The sequence below is a fragment of the Pantoea sp. DY-17 genome, from assembly GCF_019795975.1.
Lineage (GTDB): Bacteria > Pseudomonadota > Gammaproteobacteria > Enterobacterales > Enterobacteriaceae > Pantoea > Pantoea leporis.
On the sequence record NZ_JAIMIG010000001.1, the window covers coordinates 2202827 to 2218599 of the forward strand.

General features: G+C 55.8%; 16 protein-coding genes. 12 read left to right on the plus strand and 4 right to left on the minus strand.

The features are described 5' to 3' along the window. The first annotated feature begins 486 nt into the window (after window positions 1-486). The 6 genes from K5Y33_RS10305 to speG are packed head-to-tail and all read left to right on the plus strand — an operon-like array spanning window position 487 to window position 6011. Window positions 487-2055: an ABC transporter substrate-binding protein gene (locus K5Y33_RS10305; protein WP_176971466.1), complete on the plus strand. Its 1569-nt coding sequence runs from the start codon at window positions 487-489 to the stop codon at window positions 2053-2055. Further along, window positions 2055-3107 (plus strand): ABC transporter permease, encoded by a 1053-nt coding sequence (locus K5Y33_RS10310; RefSeq protein ID WP_222233823.1) that lies wholly within the window; start codon window positions 2055-2057, stop codon window positions 3105-3107. Before K5Y33_RS10305 ends, K5Y33_RS10310 begins: the two co-directional genes overlap by 1 nt. Further along, on the plus strand, window positions 3104-3961 hold the full coding sequence (locus K5Y33_RS10315; RefSeq protein ID WP_101763443.1) for an ABC transporter permease: 858 nt from the start codon (window positions 3104-3106) through the stop codon (window positions 3959-3961). Before K5Y33_RS10310 ends, K5Y33_RS10315 begins: the two co-directional genes overlap by 4 nt. Beyond that, window positions 3951-4784: an ABC transporter ATP-binding protein gene (locus tag K5Y33_RS10320; protein WP_061718038.1), complete on the plus strand. Its 834-nt coding sequence runs from the start codon at window positions 3951-3953 to the stop codon at window positions 4782-4784. The genes K5Y33_RS10315 and K5Y33_RS10320 overlap by 11 nt, the downstream gene beginning before the upstream one ends. Then, the gene (locus K5Y33_RS10325) at window positions 4777-5469 is read left to right on the plus strand and encodes an ABC transporter ATP-binding protein (RefSeq protein WP_137386313.1); all 693 of its coding nucleotides are present in this window, start codon (window positions 4777-4779) and stop codon (window positions 5467-5469) included. Before K5Y33_RS10320 ends, K5Y33_RS10325 begins: the two co-directional genes overlap by 8 nt. Then, window positions 5466-6011, plus strand: a complete 546-nt coding sequence (speG, locus tag K5Y33_RS10330; RefSeq protein ID WP_008101618.1) for a spermidine N1-acetyltransferase — start codon at window positions 5466-5468, stop codon at window positions 6009-6011. Before K5Y33_RS10325 ends, speG begins: the two co-directional genes overlap by 4 nt. Window positions 6012-6113: 102 nt before the next feature. On the opposite strand, the gene K5Y33_RS10335 is transcribed toward speG, so the two are convergent. The 4 genes from K5Y33_RS10335 to K5Y33_RS10350 form a co-directional block, all read right to left on the minus strand. Continuing rightward, entirely contained in the window at window positions 6114-6533 is a 420-nt protein-coding gene (locus K5Y33_RS10335) for a hypothetical protein (RefSeq protein ID WP_008101619.1), read from the minus strand. 84 nt (window positions 6534-6617) lie between these two features. Next, a complete protein-coding gene (gene mmuM, locus K5Y33_RS10340; RefSeq protein WP_222233824.1) occupies window positions 6618-7553 on the minus strand; it encodes a homocysteine S-methyltransferase in 936 nt (311 codons plus the stop codon). Further along, on the minus strand, window positions 7543-8958 hold the full coding sequence (mmuP, locus tag K5Y33_RS10345; protein WP_101763440.1) for an S-methylmethionine permease: 1416 nt from the start codon (window positions 8956-8958) through the stop codon (window positions 7543-7545). Before mmuP ends, mmuM begins: the two co-directional genes overlap by 11 nt. 133 nt (window positions 8959-9091) lie before the next feature. Beyond that, entirely contained in the window at window positions 9092-9430 is a 339-nt protein-coding gene (locus K5Y33_RS10350) for a DUF2002 family protein (protein ID WP_008101622.1), read from the minus strand. Between the two features lie 150 nt (window positions 9431-9580). On the opposite strand from K5Y33_RS10350, the gene K5Y33_RS10355 reads away from it, so the two are divergent. The 6 genes from K5Y33_RS10355 to proV all read left to right on the plus strand — a co-directional run bounded on the left by K5Y33_RS10355 (window position 9581) and on the right by proV (window position 15772). After that, entirely contained in the window at window positions 9581-9901 is a 321-nt protein-coding gene (locus K5Y33_RS10355) for a DUF883 family protein (RefSeq protein WP_008101623.1), read from the plus strand. Between the two features lie 462 nt (window positions 9902-10363). Further along, a complete protein-coding gene (gene nrdH, locus K5Y33_RS10360) occupies window positions 10364-10606 on the plus strand; it encodes a glutaredoxin-like protein NrdH (protein WP_101763439.1) in 243 nt (80 codons plus the stop codon). 3 nt (window positions 10607-10609) lie between these two features. Next, complete coding sequence (nrdI, locus tag K5Y33_RS10365; RefSeq protein WP_061718050.1) at window positions 10610-11014, plus strand: class Ib ribonucleoside-diphosphate reductase assembly flavoprotein NrdI; 405 nt, start codon at window positions 10610-10612, stop codon at window positions 11012-11014. Then, the gene (gene nrdE, locus K5Y33_RS10370) at window positions 10993-13131 is read left to right on the plus strand and encodes a class 1b ribonucleoside-diphosphate reductase subunit alpha (RefSeq protein WP_101763438.1); all 2139 of its coding nucleotides are present in this window, start codon (window positions 10993-10995) and stop codon (window positions 13129-13131) included. The genes nrdI and nrdE overlap by 22 nt, the downstream gene beginning before the upstream one ends. 8 nt (window positions 13132-13139) lie before the next feature. Further along, on the plus strand, window positions 13140-14099 hold the full coding sequence (gene nrdF, locus K5Y33_RS10375) for a class 1b ribonucleoside-diphosphate reductase subunit beta (protein WP_222233825.1): 960 nt from the start codon (window positions 13140-13142) through the stop codon (window positions 14097-14099). A 482-nt stretch (window positions 14100-14581) separates the two neighbouring features. Further along, window positions 14582-15772, plus strand: a complete 1191-nt coding sequence (gene proV, locus K5Y33_RS10380) for a glycine betaine/L-proline ABC transporter ATP-binding protein ProV (RefSeq protein ID WP_222233826.1) — start codon at window positions 14582-14584, stop codon at window positions 15770-15772. The last annotated feature ends 1 nt before the right edge of the window (window position 15773 follow it).

The window sequence follows — 15773 nt, forward strand, 5'->3', positions numbered from 1 at the left end:
CCGTTACAATGTCGTTTAAAGGGAACAATCATCAGAAAAGAGAGGATTGCTGCCCGCCGCGTTGGCAAGCAGCGACAAAAAAGTTCGCGCGTCAGCTTGCCTTGTGATGCCAACTAAAAGGGTGACTGTCCAACTGAACTCTCCTGCTTTGAAATTGCGGCCATTATATTCTGGCAAGTAACGAAGTAAAGTTAATTATCGGTTAGTCACCAATCATTTATATTCCGTTGCAGTTGAGTTGATATTACCTCACATGCACATTCCGTAGCGGCGTGATTAATCGCGCGATTTTGCGTTAACGATCCTGCACCCAAAGCCCGTCCACACATTGCGCAATGAATTGCGCCGCTACGGATTGTGCGGTTTTCCCTTATAACTGAACCACGCGTCTTAGATCATTAATGCATATGCATAGCCTGAAATTGACTATTCTTCACTGCTGCGCTCTCGTAAACTCGCGTTACTTTTTTTAGGCAAGGAAACAACATGAAAAAAATTATTCCATCACTGCTGGCGTTATCGCTGGTAGCCGCCTTCTCTGTTCAGGCAGCGACGCCGAAAGATACGCTGGTGATTGCCCAGTCTACCGATGATGCCGACAGCTTCGATCCCGCGCAGGGCTTCGAGCTCACCACGGTGCAAGCGTTCACTAACATTTATCAGCGCCTGGTTCAGTCCGATCCCACCAATCCAACCGATTTGCAGCCAACGCTGGCCACGTCCTGGCAAGCGGGCAGCGATAATCGCAGCCTGACGTTTGAACTGCGCAAAGGCGCTCAGTTCGCCAGCGGCAATCCGCTGCGTCCGGAGGATGTGATCTTCTCGCTGGGTCGCGTGGTGAAACTCAACCTCGATCCCTCCTTTATTCTTACCCAACTTGGCTGGAATAAAGACAACGTCGATACCTTCCTGAAAAAGGTTGATGACAACCACGTACAGATCAGCTGGAGCGCCAACGTCAGCCCGGCGTATGTGCTCAGCCTGCTCTCCGCGCCGGTCTCTTCGATTGTTGATGAGAAAACCGCGCAGGCCAACGCGAAGAACGGTGACTTCGGCCACGCGTGGCTCGGTACTCACTCTGCCGGTAGTGGCCCGTATCAGATTCGTAAAGTGGTGCTGCACGAAGCGATTCTGCTGAGCGCGAATCCAACTTCGCCAGCGGGCGCTCCGAAGCTGAAAAATATCCTGATTAAAAACGTTCCGGAACCGGCTGCGCGTCGTCTGCTGCTGGAACAGGGCGATGTGGATATCGCGCGTAACCTCGGTGCGGATCAAATCGCCTCGTTGAAAGGCAAAGCGGGCGTGAAGACCGAAGCGATTCCGATGGCGTCGCTCTACTACATTCAGTTCAACATCGGTGAAAACCCGGTGCTGAAGAACCCGGCGCTGTGGGAAGCCGCGCGTTATCTGTTCGACTATAAAGGTATCGCTAACGACCTGCTGAAAGGCCAGTTCGACGTGCATCAAACCTTCCTGCCGAAAGGCTTCCTCGGCGCAATCAACGACACGCCGTACACTTACGATCCTGAGAAAGCCAAAGCGATTCTGAAGAAAGCCGGTCTGACCAACGTCAGCTTCAAACTCTCCACCAGCAACCAGCCGCCTTACCTCGATATCGCGCAGGCGCTGCAGGGCAGCTTTGCCAAAGGCGGCGTGAAGGTGGAAGTGCAACCTGGCCTGAGCTCTGAAGTCTCGACCCGCGTGAAGGCGCACAAATACGAAGCCACCCTGAACGCCTGGGGCGCAGACTATTTCGATCCCAACACCAACGCCGCGTCCTTCGCTTACAACCCGGAAGATGGCAGCAAAACCGTGGCTTACCGTTCTGACTGGCACATCCCGGAGCTGAACAAGCAAACGCTGGCCGCCACCGCCGAGAGCGATAACAACAAGCGCGTCGAACTCTATCAGGCGATGCAGCGTGAAGTGCTGAAGAACTCGCCGTACGTGATTGGCTTGCAGGCGAAAAACCTGATTGCGCTGCGCGACAATCTGCAAGGCTATGTGCAGGGCATCAACCCGGACATGGTGTATTACTCGCAGGTTTCTAAGTAATGGCAGTGTCAGATTCACAGGCCGGGTTCGCCCGGCCACTCTGGCAACGCGTTAGCCACATCGTCACCAGCCTGCTTTCGCTGCTGGTGACGTTGGTCGGTTTGTTAGCGTTCACTTTTATGCTGTCGCACCTGTCGCCTGTCGATCCGGTGCAACAGATCGCAGGCGATCACGCCAGCGAAGCCACCTACGCGCAGGTGCGCCACGATCTCGGCCTCGATCAGCCGGTGCTGGTGCAGTTCTGGCGCTATATCAGCCATTTGGCGCGCGGCGATCTCGGCTTATCGCATCTGACCAATCAACCGGTCAGCGCCGATCTGATGCGCACCTTCCCGGCCACCATTGAGCTGGCCACCTGCGCGATGATTTTTGCCGCGGTGTTCGGCATTGCCTTAGCGCTGCTGGCGGCGTGGAAGCCGGGCAGCATCATCGATAACGTGGCGCGTTTTGTTTCGCTGCTCGGCTACTCGGTGCCGGTGTTCTGGCTCGGCTTGCTGGGTTTGCTGCTGTTTTATGCCGTGCTGCACTGGTCCGCCGGACCGGGCCAGCTTGACGACATCTGGATCTACACGCTGGAGCCAAAAACCGGCTTTGTGCTAATTGATAGCTGGATGTCCGGTGATCCCGAGATGTTCCGCAATGCGATTGCCCACTTGTGGCTGCCGGTGGTGATTCTCGGCCTGCTGGCGATGGCGGGTATCACGCGCCTGCTGCGCGCGGCGCTGCTGGAAGAGAGCAGCAAAGAGTATGTGGTGCTGGCGCGTGCGAAAGGTGCCAGCCGTGGCCGCATTTTACTGCGTCATATTTTCCCCAACGTGCTGGGCACGCTGATTACCGTTATCGCCCTCTCCTACGCCACGCTGCTGGAAGGTTCGGTACTGACCGAAACGGTATTTGCCTGGCCGGGCGTTGGTCGCTACATGACTAACGCGCTGTTTTCCTCTGATGTACCGGCGATTCTCGGCTCGACCTTGCTAATTGGCAGCTGCTTTATTCTGCTCAACGCGCTGGCCGATGCCCTGACCTGGTTAACCGATCCGAGAACCCGATGACTCAACAACTCTCTGAACTGGAAACGCTGCGTCCGCGACGCCGCCGCGCGCGCGTGACCTCGCTTTCCATCGGCCTGACGCTGGTGCTGATTGTGGTGGCGATGGCATTGTTCGCGCCATTGCTGGCGCCTTTTGATCCCAATGCGCAGATCATCTCCCAGCGTTTGCAGGCGCCATCGGCGCTGCACTGGTTTGGCACCGATGGCTTTGGCCGCGATCTGCTGTCACGCGTGATTTATGGCGCGCGCCCCACGCTGCTGTTGGTGTCACTGATTCTGGTGCTGACCATTCCGGTTGGCCTGCTGGTCGGCATCACCGCCGGTTACGTGGGCGGCTGGACCGAGCGCGTGTTGATGCGCATAACCGATATCTTCCTGTCGCTGCCGAATCTGGTGATCGCGCTGGCGCTGGTCGCCATGCTCGGCCCCGGCTTGATGAATGGCGCACTGGCGCTGGCGCTCACCAGCTGGCCGCCGTTTGCCCGTCAGGCGCGCGCGGAAACGCTGGCGCTGCGCCGCAGTGATTATCTCGCCGCCGCGCGCATGCAGGGCATCACCGGTTTACGCCTGATGTTTGGCCACATTCTGCCGCTGTGTATGCCAACGGCGGTGGTGCGTGCCGCGCTGAGCCTCGGCGGAATCATTCTTTCAGCGGCGGGCCTCGGCTTCCTTGGCATGGGCGTGCAACCGCCTACCGCTGAATGGGGTTCGATGGTGGCAGAAGGCAGTAAAGTGATCTTCGACCAATGGTGGGTTGCCGCCGCACCCGGCGGCGCGATTCTGTTCGCCAGCCTGGCGTTTAACCTGACAGGCGATGGCCTGCGTGACCGACTGGATACTCGTCATGCCAAATGATCTGTTAATTGATGTACAAGGCCTGACGATTCGCAGCGATGATGCGCTGCTGGTCGATAACATCGGCTTTCAAATTGGCCGCGAGCGCGTGGCGCTGGTGGGTGAATCCGGTTCCGGTAAATCACTCACCGCGCGCACGCTGATGGGCTTACTGTCACCTTCGCTGCACTTGCAGGCCGACCGTTTGCAGATTGTCGGCACCGATGCGTTGAGCCTGCGCGAGCGTGACTGGATTCAACTGCGCGGCAGCAAAGTGGCGATGGTGATGCAGGATCCGAAATATGCGCTCAATCCCACGCGCACCATTGGCTGGCAGGTGGAAGAACCGCTGGTGCTGCACCACAAATTGAGCCGCGCTGAACGTAAAGAGAAAGTGTGCGAGATGCTGGATGCGGTGGGCTTGCCCGACCCGCGTCAGCTGATGAAACGCTATCCGCATCAACTTTCTGGCGGCATGGGGCAACGCGTGATGCTGGCGATCGCCCTGATCACCGATCCTGAACTGCTGATCGCCGATGAACCTACGTCGGCACTCGATCACGCGATGCGCGATCAGGTGCTGGCGCTAATTCGTCGTCTGGTTGAGCAGCGCAACATGGGTTTGCTGCTGATCAGCCACGATCTGCAACAGGTTTCCGAACACTGCGAACGTGTGATGGTGATGTATCAGGGCCGCGTGCTGGATACCTTGCCGGCGTCCGAACTCTCCAACGCCAGCCATCCTTACACCAGCACCTTGTGGGCCTGTCGTCCGAGTAAAGCCACGCACGGCGAGCGTTTGCCGGTGCTGGATCGTGCCGCGCTGGAGAAGAATTATGATTGAGTTAGCGAACCTCAGCGTTTCGCACAAGCAAGGTTACGAGCTGCGCACCGTGGTGCACGATGTGTCGCTGCAGGTCGCGGCCGGTGAGTGTTTTGGTCTGGTTGGCCCGTCCGGCTGCGGCAAGTCGTCGCTGCTGTGGGTGCTGGCGGGATTGAATCCGCACTGGAGCGGCAGCATGTCGCTGGCGGGCACCGCCGTGCAGCCCGGCAAAGCGTTTACCGGCCAGCTGCGCCGCGATGTGCAGATGGTGTTTCAGGATCCCTACGCTTCGCTGCATCCGCGCCATCGCCTGCGCCGCACGCTGGCGGAACCGCTGAAAATGCTCAAACGTGATAACATCGACGACCGCATTAATGCCGGGTTCCGTCATGTCGGGCTCGATCCGGCGCTGGCGGATCGCTATCCGCATCAGCTTTCAGGCGGTCAGCGTCAGCGCGTAGCGATTGTGCGCGCCTTGCTGCTGGAACCGAAGATCCTGCTGCTGGATGAGCCGACCTCGGCGCTGGACATGTCGGTGCAGGCCGAGATCCTCAACCTACTCAACGATCTAAAGCAAAAAGATGGTTTAACCATGGTGCTGGTCAGCCACGATCCGGATGTGATCGATCACATGTGCGATCGTGCGGCGCGTATGGCGCAGGGCCGCATCGTGGAGCAACATTCAACAACAAGGAACACCGTATGACGGTTAAGTTACGTCCGCTGGAGCGGGAAGATTTACGCTTTGTGCACCAATTAGATAACAACGCCAGCGTGATGCGTTACTGGTTTGAAGAACCGTACGAAGCGTTTGTTGAGCTTTCGGATCTGTATGACAAACATATCCATGACCAGACCGAGCGCCGCTTTGTGGTGGAGCATGATGGACACAAAGCCGGATTGGTGGAGTTGGTCGAGATTAATCACGTGCATCGCCGCGCTGAGTTTCAGATCATTATCGATCCTTCCCATCAGGGCAAAGGCTTAGCCACCAAAGCGGCAAAGCTGGCGATGGATTACGGCTTTTCGGTGCTGAATCTCTACAAACTCTATCTGATTGTCGATGAAGAGAATAAGAAGGCGGTGCATATCTACACCAAGCTGGGATTTGAGGTGGAAGGCGTACTGAAGCACGAATTTTTCATCAACGGCGAATACCGCAACACCATCCGCATGTGCATTTTCCAGCAGCAACATCTGGCGCAGCATAAAAGCGCCAATGCGATGGTGAAGCCCACCGCGCAGTAACTCAAACTGTTGAATGATTTGTAGCGGCGCAATTAATTGCGCTGTTTTTTTTCGCGGTAAAATTGCGCAATAAATTGCGCCGCTACGATCGGTGCGGGCTTATTAACCCCGCGCGCCGACGACGTTCAGCTTCGGCTGCGGATGTTCTGGTTTGAGATCGTACATGCCGCCGTAGAAGGGATCGACCAGCAGCCAGCCGGGGAAGCCCAACAGCGGAATATTGCCGAGCAAATACCACAGATTGGCATTGGCCTCGATCGGCAAGGTTAGCGGCACGTAGCCCGGACTCTCCAGCATCACCTGATAGTGCTTCTTACCAAAATAATTCCCGGTCGATTTCGCCAGCTCGACGGTTTGCGGCGTATAGCCCTGCGCCACCGCGCGGCCGGTCTCATCCTGCACGGTGAAACGCGCGCCTTGCGGCAGGGAGTCGATTTTTACCGGTTGCGTTTCAGTGCCGACAATGGTGGCGCAGCCGCTCAGCAGCAGCGCACAGGCAGGAAAAAGAGGTCGCAGGTTCATAGCAGGTCCGCTTCAGCATCAGATAGGACAGTGTAAACTGCCCTTCTGTGCTTAATCGCGCTATCACTGATGATTTTCTGCGCTTTATTGCGGTTGACAACAGGCAGCAATCGCCGCGATATCCTGCGGCGTGGTTCGGCAGCAGCCGCCAATCAGACGTGCGCCCGCCTGCTGCCATTCGGCGAATTTGTCATGCAGCGTGCAGCCCGACGGCGCGGAGTGCCAGGTTTTGCTGCTGGCATCGTACTGCTCGCCGGAGTTCGGATAGACCAGCAGCGGCTTATCACACAGCGCCTGGAAGCAGCGCAGAGCGGGCGTTACGCTCTCCAGCGCCACGCAGTTGATGCCAACCGCCACCACCTGCGGTGCCGCATGCACCAGCTCAGCCACTTTGCTCAACGGCGTACCGTCGCTGATGTGTTCGGCATCGCGCAGGGTAAAGGAGAACCACGCGCTACTAGCAGGGAATTCAGCCAGTAAACTCACCAGCGCCTGCGCTTCGGCGAAGGACGGTAACGTCTCACAGGCCAGCAGATCGACACCCGCTTCCAGCAACGCCTTCACGCGCGGACGGTGGAACGCTTTCATCTCCTCTTCCGGCAGCGCGTAATCACCGCGATACTCCGCACCATTGGCCAGAAAAGCGCCATACGGCCCGATCGAACCGACCACCAGCAAGGGCGCGGTGCTGGCGGAAGATGCGCGATAGTCATCACGCGCGCGCTGCGCCAGCTGTACGCTCTGGGTGATCAGTGCCAGCGCCTGCGCTTCATCTAAGCCGCGCGCGGCAAAACCCTGCGGCGTGGCCTGGTAGCTGGCGGTGATCGCCACATGCGCGCCGGCAGCAAAGTAGTCGTGATGCACCTGATAAATCAGCTCAGGATTTTCCATCAGCACTTTGGCCGACCACAGCGCATCGGCCAGATTGCAGCCGCGCGCCTCCAGCTCGGTCGCCAGCGCGCCATCCAGAATCAACGTGTCAGTTTGGGTTAGAGCCTGCGCGATAGGATTACGCGACATCGTTGGCCTCCTCAGCCTTAAGGGATGACTTGCGTCGTTGCGTGACATGGTATGCGGCATAGCAGAACAGCACAAACGGAATGCCGCACCACAGCGCGATACGCTGCGACGGATCGAACGCCAGCCCGACGCACGCCAGCAGGCATAACAGGAAGCCTAAAATCGGCGTCAGCGGATAGAGCGGCGCGCGATACGCCAGCTGTTGTAAGCTGCCGCCCGCCTGCAGATGGCGACGACGGAACACATAGTGCGAGGCGCAGATGCTGAGCCACACCGCCACCACGGCAAAACCGGAAATCGCCGACAGCGCCACAAACACTGTGTCCGGCGCAATCACACTGGAGAACAGCGCCAGCAAGCCGCCAATCATGCTCACGGTCAGCGCCAGCACCGGAATGCCACGACGGTTGACGCGCGCAAAACAGCGCGGCAGCGTCTTCTCATTAGCCAGCGACCACAACATACGGCCAGAAGCATACAGGCCAGAGTTGGCGGCGGAGAGAATGGCGGTGAGGATCACGAAGTTGAAAATATCCGCCGCGTACGGGATGCCGATCTTTTCAAACACCAGCACAAACGGGCTTTTAACGATCCCGGCCTGATCCATCGGGATCAGCGCCGCCAGCACAAATACCGTGCCGATAAAGAAGATGATCAACCGTGCGACGGTGGTGCGGATCGCCAGCGGCAGCGCTTTTTGTGGCTGCTCGGTTTCACCGGCGGCGATGCCGATCAATTCCGTGCCCGAGAAAGCGAAGTTGACCGCTACCATGGTCATAAGAATCGGCAGCGTGCCGTGCGGCAGCCAGCCGGAAGCGGTGAGATTGTGTAATCCCGGCGCAGCGCTGCCGTCTTTCATCGGGATAAAACCAAAGATCGCACCCGCACCGAGAATGATAAAGGCGATGATGGTGATCACTTTAATGATGGAGAACCAGAATTCACCTTCGGCAAAGAAGCGCGTTGAGACGATATTCAGCAGATAAATAGCGATGCAGAACACCAGACACCACGTCCACACCGGCACGCTCGGGAACCAATACTGCATACAGAACCCGGCGGCGGTCAGGCTGGAACCCAGCGCCACCGTCCAGGTGAGCCAGTAAAGCCAGGCGACGGTATAACCGGTGGCCGGGCTGAGATAGCGCGCGGCATAGACGTGGAACGCGCCGGTTTCCGGCATCGCCACGGCCAGTTCGCCAAGACAGACCATCACCAGCCACACCACCAGCGCACCAATCAGATAGGCCAGCAAAGTGCCGGCTGCACCGGTGGTTGAGATGATGTAGCCGGTATTGAAGAACAGCCCGGTTCCGATCACACCGCCCAGCGACAGCATCACCAGATGCCGTACCTTCATGGTGCGCTTAAAGTTTTCCTGTGGAGGCGTATCCTGAGTTTGCATGATATTTATCCGTATGGACGTCTGAACATCTATATGGACACAAGGTTATACGCGTCAGCGTGCGGATTTGCAACGGGGCAGAAGGAGAGGATTGAGTCAGGGTTTGCGGCCCCGCGTGAAACGGGGCGCAAGTTCAGGCGCCGAATACGCCTTGCAGATAACGCTCAAGCGCAACGCGCGAGCTGAAGCCGTGCGGAATGCCGTAATGCTCCTGCGAATCGCCCATTAAATAGAGTGGGAATTGCGTGTAGTGATCGCAGGTTTTCATCTCTGAAGCCGGTTCAGCAAAGCTCTGGCTTTTCTCTTTCAGCGTCGGGTGAATGATTAAGGCGGTCCGTCCCATACGCGCTTCGCGATTGACGTACACATAGTTTTCGCCGCGACGATAACCGTAAATTTTTGGCGTTTGGGTATCCATTTCGAAGCCCACTTTCTCAAGTACGCGCGCTACCTCATCTGGTCGTAAATACATGCTTGCTCCTCTCTTCTCACAGCCCCGCAACCTTACAGCAGCAGGATGGCATGGGCATTCGGAATTTTCCCTAAAGCCTGGCACATCCCTGCGTTTAATCACGCTTCGTCTACACTAAGTATTACGTTTTAAATCAAAGGGAGCTAAAAAATGTTTAATCGAAGCGCAAAAAACGATGACATTGATATCAATCAGGATGTAAACGAACTAGCCGATTCGCTAGAGGCGTTACTTAAATCTTATGGCAGTGAAGCTAAAGACGAAGTTGATAATGCCCGTAGCCAGGCGCAGGCGCTGTTGAAGCAGACGCGTGCCAAACTGAGCGGCGGACAGAGTCGCGTATCGCAAGCGGCACGTGATGCGGGTACGCAGGTTGATGCCTATGTCCATGACAAGCCGTGGCACGGCGTGGGCGTCGGTGCGGCGATAGGCTTAGTGCTTGGCGCGCTGCTGGTATCTTCACGCCGATAAGCATGTGTTCGTTGATGCAATGAGCCTCGCTGATGCGGGGCTTTTTTGTGGGCGCGAGATAGTGCGCGCTTTCCCTCACCCTAACCCTCTCCCGCAGGCGGGAGAGGGAATGTTTAGGTGGCGTTCAACTGTAAACACCTATGCTGGATCGGCTCCTTCTCCCGCTTGCGGGAGAAGGTTGGGATGAGGGCCAAATCGCACAAAATCCAACCAACCTTCCCACTCCATTCCCTTTACAAAAAATTTTTCCGGCCTGGAAGGCGCATGATCTCTGGCCTTAGCGAATATCCGAAGATCATAATCACAAAACCCTATATCTGGTGGGCTTGACCCTTTTACCCACTACATCTAGTATTCAACCCATCAACTAACTACCAAATGTCGTCAAGGACGAAGTTCGATGCAAACAGGAATTTGCTTCGTATCTCGCAATCTGACCGCAATCAAAGGGAAATACGAATCATGCGCATTATTATTTACACCAAAGACAACTGTGTCCAGTGCAATGCGACAAAAAATGCCATGGACCGCAAAGGTATCGACTATCAGCTGATCAACCTTGATACCCAACCTGAAGCCATCGACAACCTCAAATCTCTCGGCTATCGCCAGGTGCCAGTGGTGATGACGCAAGACGATCACTGGAGTGGCTTCCGTCCCGACAAAATTGCCAGCCTGAGCCAGCTCGCGGCCGTCGGGGGATAAGCCATGTTTCCACTGGTCTATTTCTCTAGCCAGTCGGAAAACACGCACCGATTCATCACGCGTCTTGGGCTGCCTGCCCGCCGCATTCCGGTTGACGGCAAGCAGCGCCTGCATATCGAACAGCCCTACATTTTAGTGGTGCCGAGCTACGGCGGCGGCAGTTCGCGCGGTGCGGTGCCGAGACAAGTGATTCAATTCCTCAATGATGATGCCAACCGACGCGGGATTCGCGGGGTGATCGCTGCCGGTAACCGCAACTTCGGTGAAGGCTATTGCCTGGCGGGCGACATCATTGCGCAGAAATGTCAGGTTCCCTATCTCTACCGCTTTGAGCTGATGGGAACCCCCGACGATATCGCTAATGTAAAAGCGGGAGTGACCCAATTTTGGCAACGACAGACACCCTAAACAGCTCGCTGACTGATTACCACGCGCTTAACGCGATGCTGAACCTGTATGACGCCGATGGCCGCATCCAGTTCAGTAAAGATCACGAAGCGACGCGCCAGTTCTTCCTGCAGCATGTACAACCCAATACCGTGCAGTTTGCCTCGGCAGGCGAGCGCCTGCGCTATCTGGTGGCCGAAGGCTACTACGAAGCCGAGGTGCTGAATCAGTACGCTTTCGATTTCCTGTGTCAGCTGCACGATGAAGCTGATGCGGCAGGTTTCGCCTTTCACACCTTCCTCGGGGCGTGGAAGTTTTACACCAGCTACACATTGAAAACCTTCGACGGCAAACGCTATCTGGAAACCTTCGAACAGCGCGCCTGCATGGTGGCGCTGACGCTGGCACGCGGCAATGAAACCTTAGCGCGCGAGCTGCTGGCGGAAATGCTGAGCGGTCGCTTCCAGCCGGCTACGCCAACTTTCCTTAACTGCGGTAAGCAGCAGCGCGGCGAGCTGGTCTCCTGCTTCCTGCTGCGCATCGAAGACAACATGGAATCGATTGGTCGCGCGGTGAACTCGGCGCTGCAACTGTCGAAACGCGGCGGCGGCGTAGCGTTCCTGCTCTCCAATTTGCGTGAATCAGGCGCGCCGATTAAGCGCATTGAGAACCAGTCGTCCGGCGTAATTCCGGTGATGAAGATGCTGGAAGATGCGTTCTCCTACGCTAACCAGCTGGGTGCACGTCAGGGCGCAGGTGCGGTGTGGCTGAATGCGCATCACCCGGATATTTTCCGCTTTCTCGATACCAAACGTGAAAACGCCGACGAGAAGATCCGCATCAAAACGCTGTCACTCGGCGTGGTGATCCCGGATATCACCTTCCAGCTGGCGAAAGAGAATCGCGATATGGCGCTGTTCTCGCCGTACGATGTCGAGCGCATCTACGGCAAAGCCTTTGGTGATATCAGCATCAGCGAGCACTACGACGAGATGCTGGCGGACGATCGCATCACCAAAACCTACATCAAGCCGCGCGATTTCTTCCAGACGCTGGCGGAGATTCAGTTTGAATCGGGCTACCCGTACATCATGTTTGAAGACAGCGTGAACCGCAGCAACCCGATTGCCGGGCGCATCAACATGAGTAATCTCTGTTCCGAGATTTTGCAGGTTAACAGCGCCAGCGAATTCAATGACGATCTTAGCTATCGTCGCGTCGGCAAAGATATCTCCTGCAACCTCGGCTCTCTCAACATTGCGCATGCCATGGATTCGCGCAATCTGGCGCAAACCGTGGAAACCGCCGTGCGTGCACTGACCGCCGTTTCCGAGATGAGTGAGATCAATTCGGTGCCTTCGGTGGCGGAAGGCAATCGCCGCTCGCACGCGATTGGCCTCGGTCAGATGAACCTGCATGGTTATCTGGCGCGCGAAGGCATGGCGTACGGTTCAGAAGAGGCGCTGGATTTCACCAATCTTTACTTCTATTGCGTCACCTATCACGCCGTGCGCACCTCGAATCTGCTGGCGCAGGAGCATCAGAAGAGTTTCGACGGTTTCGCCGAGTCGAAATACGCCAGCGGCAGTTACTTCGATAAATATGTCGAACAGCGCTGGCTGCCGCGCACCGCGCGCGTGGCAAAATTGTTCGCCGATGCCGGACTGACTCTGCCAACGCAGGCCGACTGGCAAGCGCTGCGTGCAGCAGTGATGCAACATGGGCTGTACAACCAGAACCTGCAGGCGATTCCGCCCACCGGTTCGATCTCGTACATCAACCATGCGACCTCCAGCATTCACCCGATTGTGTCGCGCATTGAGATCCGTAAAGAGGGCAAAACCGGCCGCGTTTACTATCCGGCGCCGTTTATGACCAACGACAATCTCGACCTTTATCAGGATGCGTACTCCATTGGGCCGGAAGCGATTATTGATACCTACGCCGAAGCCACGCAGCACGTCGATCAAGGCCTGTCGCTGACGCTATTCTTCCGCGACGACGTCACCACGCGCGATATCAATAAAGCGCAGATCTACGCGTGGAAAAAAGGCATCAAAACGCTCTATTACATTCGTCTGCGCCAGATGGCGCTTCAAGGCACCGAGGTGCAGGGCTGCGTCTCCTGCTCACTGTGATGAAAACTATGCAACTCAAACAAATTCAAGCGATTAACTGGAACCGCATCCAGGACGAAAAAGACCTCGAAGTGTGGAACCGACTGACCAGTAATTTCTGGCTGCCGGAAAAAGTGCCGCTCTCCAACGATTTGCCAGCGTGGCAGTCGCTGGACCACCAGCAACAGCAGCTGACTATTCGGGTGTTTACCGGATTGACGCTGCTCGACACCATCCAGAACGTGATTGGTGCGCCGGGCCTGATGGAAGATGCTATTACGCCACACGAGGAAGCTGTGCTGTCGAACATCTCCTTTATGGAAGCGGTGCATGCGCGTTCGTACAGTTCGATTTTCTCCACGCTGTGTAATACCGCAGATGTCGATGCGGCGTATCGCTGGAGTGAAGAGAATGAAGCGTTGCAGAACAAGGCGAAGATTGTGCTGGAGCACTATCGCGCCGAGGATCCGCTCAAGAAGAAAATCGCCAGCGTGTTCCTTGAATCGTTCCTGTTCTACTCCGGTTTCTGGCTGCCGATGTACTGGTCAAGCCGTGGCAAGCTGACCAACACCGCAGATCTGATTCGCCTGATCATTCGCGACGAAGCGGTACACGGCTACTACATCGGCTATAAGTACCAAAAGGCGCTGGAAAACGTCGATGCTGGCCGCCGCGAAGAGCTGCAGCAGTTCGCGATTGATTTGCTGCTGGCGCTGTACGAAAACGAAGTGGTGTATACCGAAGCGTTGTACGGTGAAGTCGGTTGGGCGGAAGAGGTGAAAACCTTCCTGCACTACAACGCCAATAAAGCGCTAATGAACCTCGGCTACGAAGCGCTGTTCCCGGCCGAACTGACCACCGTGAACCCGGCGATTTTGTCCGCGCTGTCGCCCAACGCCGATGAAAACCACGACTTCTTCTCAGGTTCAGGCTCCTCTTATGTAATGGGGAAAGCCGTAGAAACCGAAGACGAAGACTGGAATTTTTAATACGCGTCATAGTTCGCGTTGCCTGGAGGCACCTACTTTTGGCACAGCAGCGTTGACTGCGCCCACTCTTCCCAGTCACATAGTTCACTATGCTGCTGGGTCGAGTGGGCTTGTCGCCTTGCTGTGACGCGAATTATTTAGCGTATTGATTCAGTGATAATTAATTTTTAAACCAATCTTATTTCCGCTCTTCTCACCCATTTATTTCACTTATATTTCTTCTTTTTGGATTGATTTTCGGCCGCTCTGCACCAGAAACAGTCTGAAACGCACATAAATTCACTTCTCAAATGCAAAAAATTAATCCGCGCGCATCCCTTGTGAGCACTGGCGATTTTAGCGATTGACCGCTACGCGCGCCGCTGAATATCGCCATTCAGGGTTGTCAGATAATTTCACTATGTTAGGGTATAGGGCGCTTAATTTTAATCAGGACCACAACAAGAAATAGTTAAACATTTAACCGGGAAATTAATTACTGCATGGCAATTAAACTCGAAGTAAAGAATTTATATAAAGTATTTGGGGATAATCCCGAAAAGGCATTTAAGCTGATCGATAAAGGCGAAAGCAAAGAGCGTATTCTGGCAAAAACCGGCCTCTCTGTTGGCGTCAAAAATGCCAGTCTGGCCATTGAAGAAGGCGAGATCTTCGTCATCATGGGGCTTTCAGGTTCAGGTAAGTCCACCATGGTTCGCCTTCTCAATCGTCTGATCGAGCCCACTCGCGGCCAGGTAATCATAGACGGTGTCGATATTGCCAAAATATCGGAATCGGAACTGCGTGAAGTCCGCAGAAATAAGATCAGTATGGTATTTCAATCCTTCGCGCTGATGCCACACATGACGGTGCTAAATAATGCCGCCTTTGGCATGGAATTAGCCGGCATTCCTTTAGCCGAACGTCAGGAAAAAGCGCTGGAAGCATTGCGTCAGGTTGGCCTGGATAATTATGCCCACTCTTATCCCGATGAACTTTCTGGCGGTATGCGTCAACGCGTTGGATTAGCCCGCGCATTGGCGATTAATCCTGATATTTTATTAATGGATGAAGCTTTCTCAGCACTTGATCCGTTGATTCGTACCGAAATGCAGGATGAACTGGTAAAACTGCAGGCCAAACATCAGCGTACCATTGTATTTATTTCTCACGACCTCGATGAAGCGATGCGTATTGGCGACCGCATTGCCATTATGCAGGGCGGCGAAGTGGTACAGGTCGGCACGCCGGATGAAATCCTCAATAATCCTGCCAATGATTATGTGCGCACCTTCTTCCGCGGCGTCGATATTAGTCACGTGTTTAGCGCCAAAGATATTGCGCGTCGCAGCGCGGGTTCACTGATCCGCAAAGCCGCCGGTTTTGGTCCGCGATCCGCCATCAAGCTGCTGCAGGATGAAGATCGCGAATATGGCTACGTGCTGGAGAAACAGAAGTTTGTTGGCGTGGTGTCCACCGATTCATTGAAAGCCGCGCTGGCGGCCGGTGAAGGGCTGGATAGCGCGCTACTCGACATGCCCTTAGCGGTTCCTGCCGATACCTCCCTGAACGATCTGCTGTCGCATGTGGCACAAGCGCCCTGCGCCGTGCCGGTAGTCAGCGAGGAGAATCAGTACGTCGGTATCATTTCGAAAAGCATGCTGTTGCGTGCTTTAGACCGTGAAGGAGCCTAAT

Coding starts and splice junctions, on each gene's coding strand:
- K5Y33_RS10305 (WP_176971466.1), top strand. CDS start 487: ATGAAAAAAATTATTCCATCACTGCTGGCGTTATCGCTGGTAGCCGCC.
- K5Y33_RS10310 (WP_222233823.1), top strand. CDS start 2,055: ATGGCAGTGTCAGATTCACAGGCCGGGTTCGCCCGGCCACTCTGGCAA.
- K5Y33_RS10315 (WP_101763443.1), top strand. CDS start 3,104: ATGACTCAACAACTCTCTGAACTGGAAACGCTGCGTCCGCGACGCCGC.
- K5Y33_RS10320 (WP_061718038.1), top strand. CDS start 3,951: ATGCCAAATGATCTGTTAATTGATGTACAAGGCCTGACGATTCGCAGC.
- K5Y33_RS10325 (WP_137386313.1), top strand. CDS start 4,777: ATGATTGAGTTAGCGAACCTCAGCGTTTCGCACAAGCAAGGTTACGAG.
- speG (WP_008101618.1), top strand. CDS start 5,466: ATGACGGTTAAGTTACGTCCGCTGGAGCGGGAAGATTTACGCTTTGTG.
- K5Y33_RS10335 (WP_008101619.1), bottom strand. CDS start 6,533: ATGAACCTGCGACCTCTTTTTCCTGCCTGTGCGCTGCTGCTGAGCGGC.
- mmuM (WP_222233824.1), bottom strand. CDS start 7,553: ATGTCGCGTAATCCTATCGCGCAGGCTCTAACCCAAACTGACACGTTG.
- mmuP (WP_101763440.1), bottom strand. CDS start 8,958: ATGCAAACTCAGGATACGCCTCCACAGGAAAACTTTAAGCGCACCATG.
- K5Y33_RS10350 (WP_008101622.1), bottom strand. CDS start 9,430: ATGTATTTACGACCAGATGAGGTAGCGCGCGTACTTGAGAAAGTGGGC.
- K5Y33_RS10355 (WP_008101623.1), top strand. CDS start 9,581: ATGTTTAATCGAAGCGCAAAAAACGATGACATTGATATCAATCAGGAT.
- nrdH (WP_101763439.1), top strand. CDS start 10,364: ATGCGCATTATTATTTACACCAAAGACAACTGTGTCCAGTGCAATGCG.
- nrdI (WP_061718050.1), top strand. CDS start 10,610: ATGTTTCCACTGGTCTATTTCTCTAGCCAGTCGGAAAACACGCACCGA.
- nrdF (WP_222233825.1), top strand. CDS start 13,140: ATGCAACTCAAACAAATTCAAGCGATTAACTGGAACCGCATCCAGGAC.
- proV (WP_222233826.1), top strand. CDS start 14,582: ATGGCAATTAAACTCGAAGTAAAGAATTTATATAAAGTATTTGGGGAT.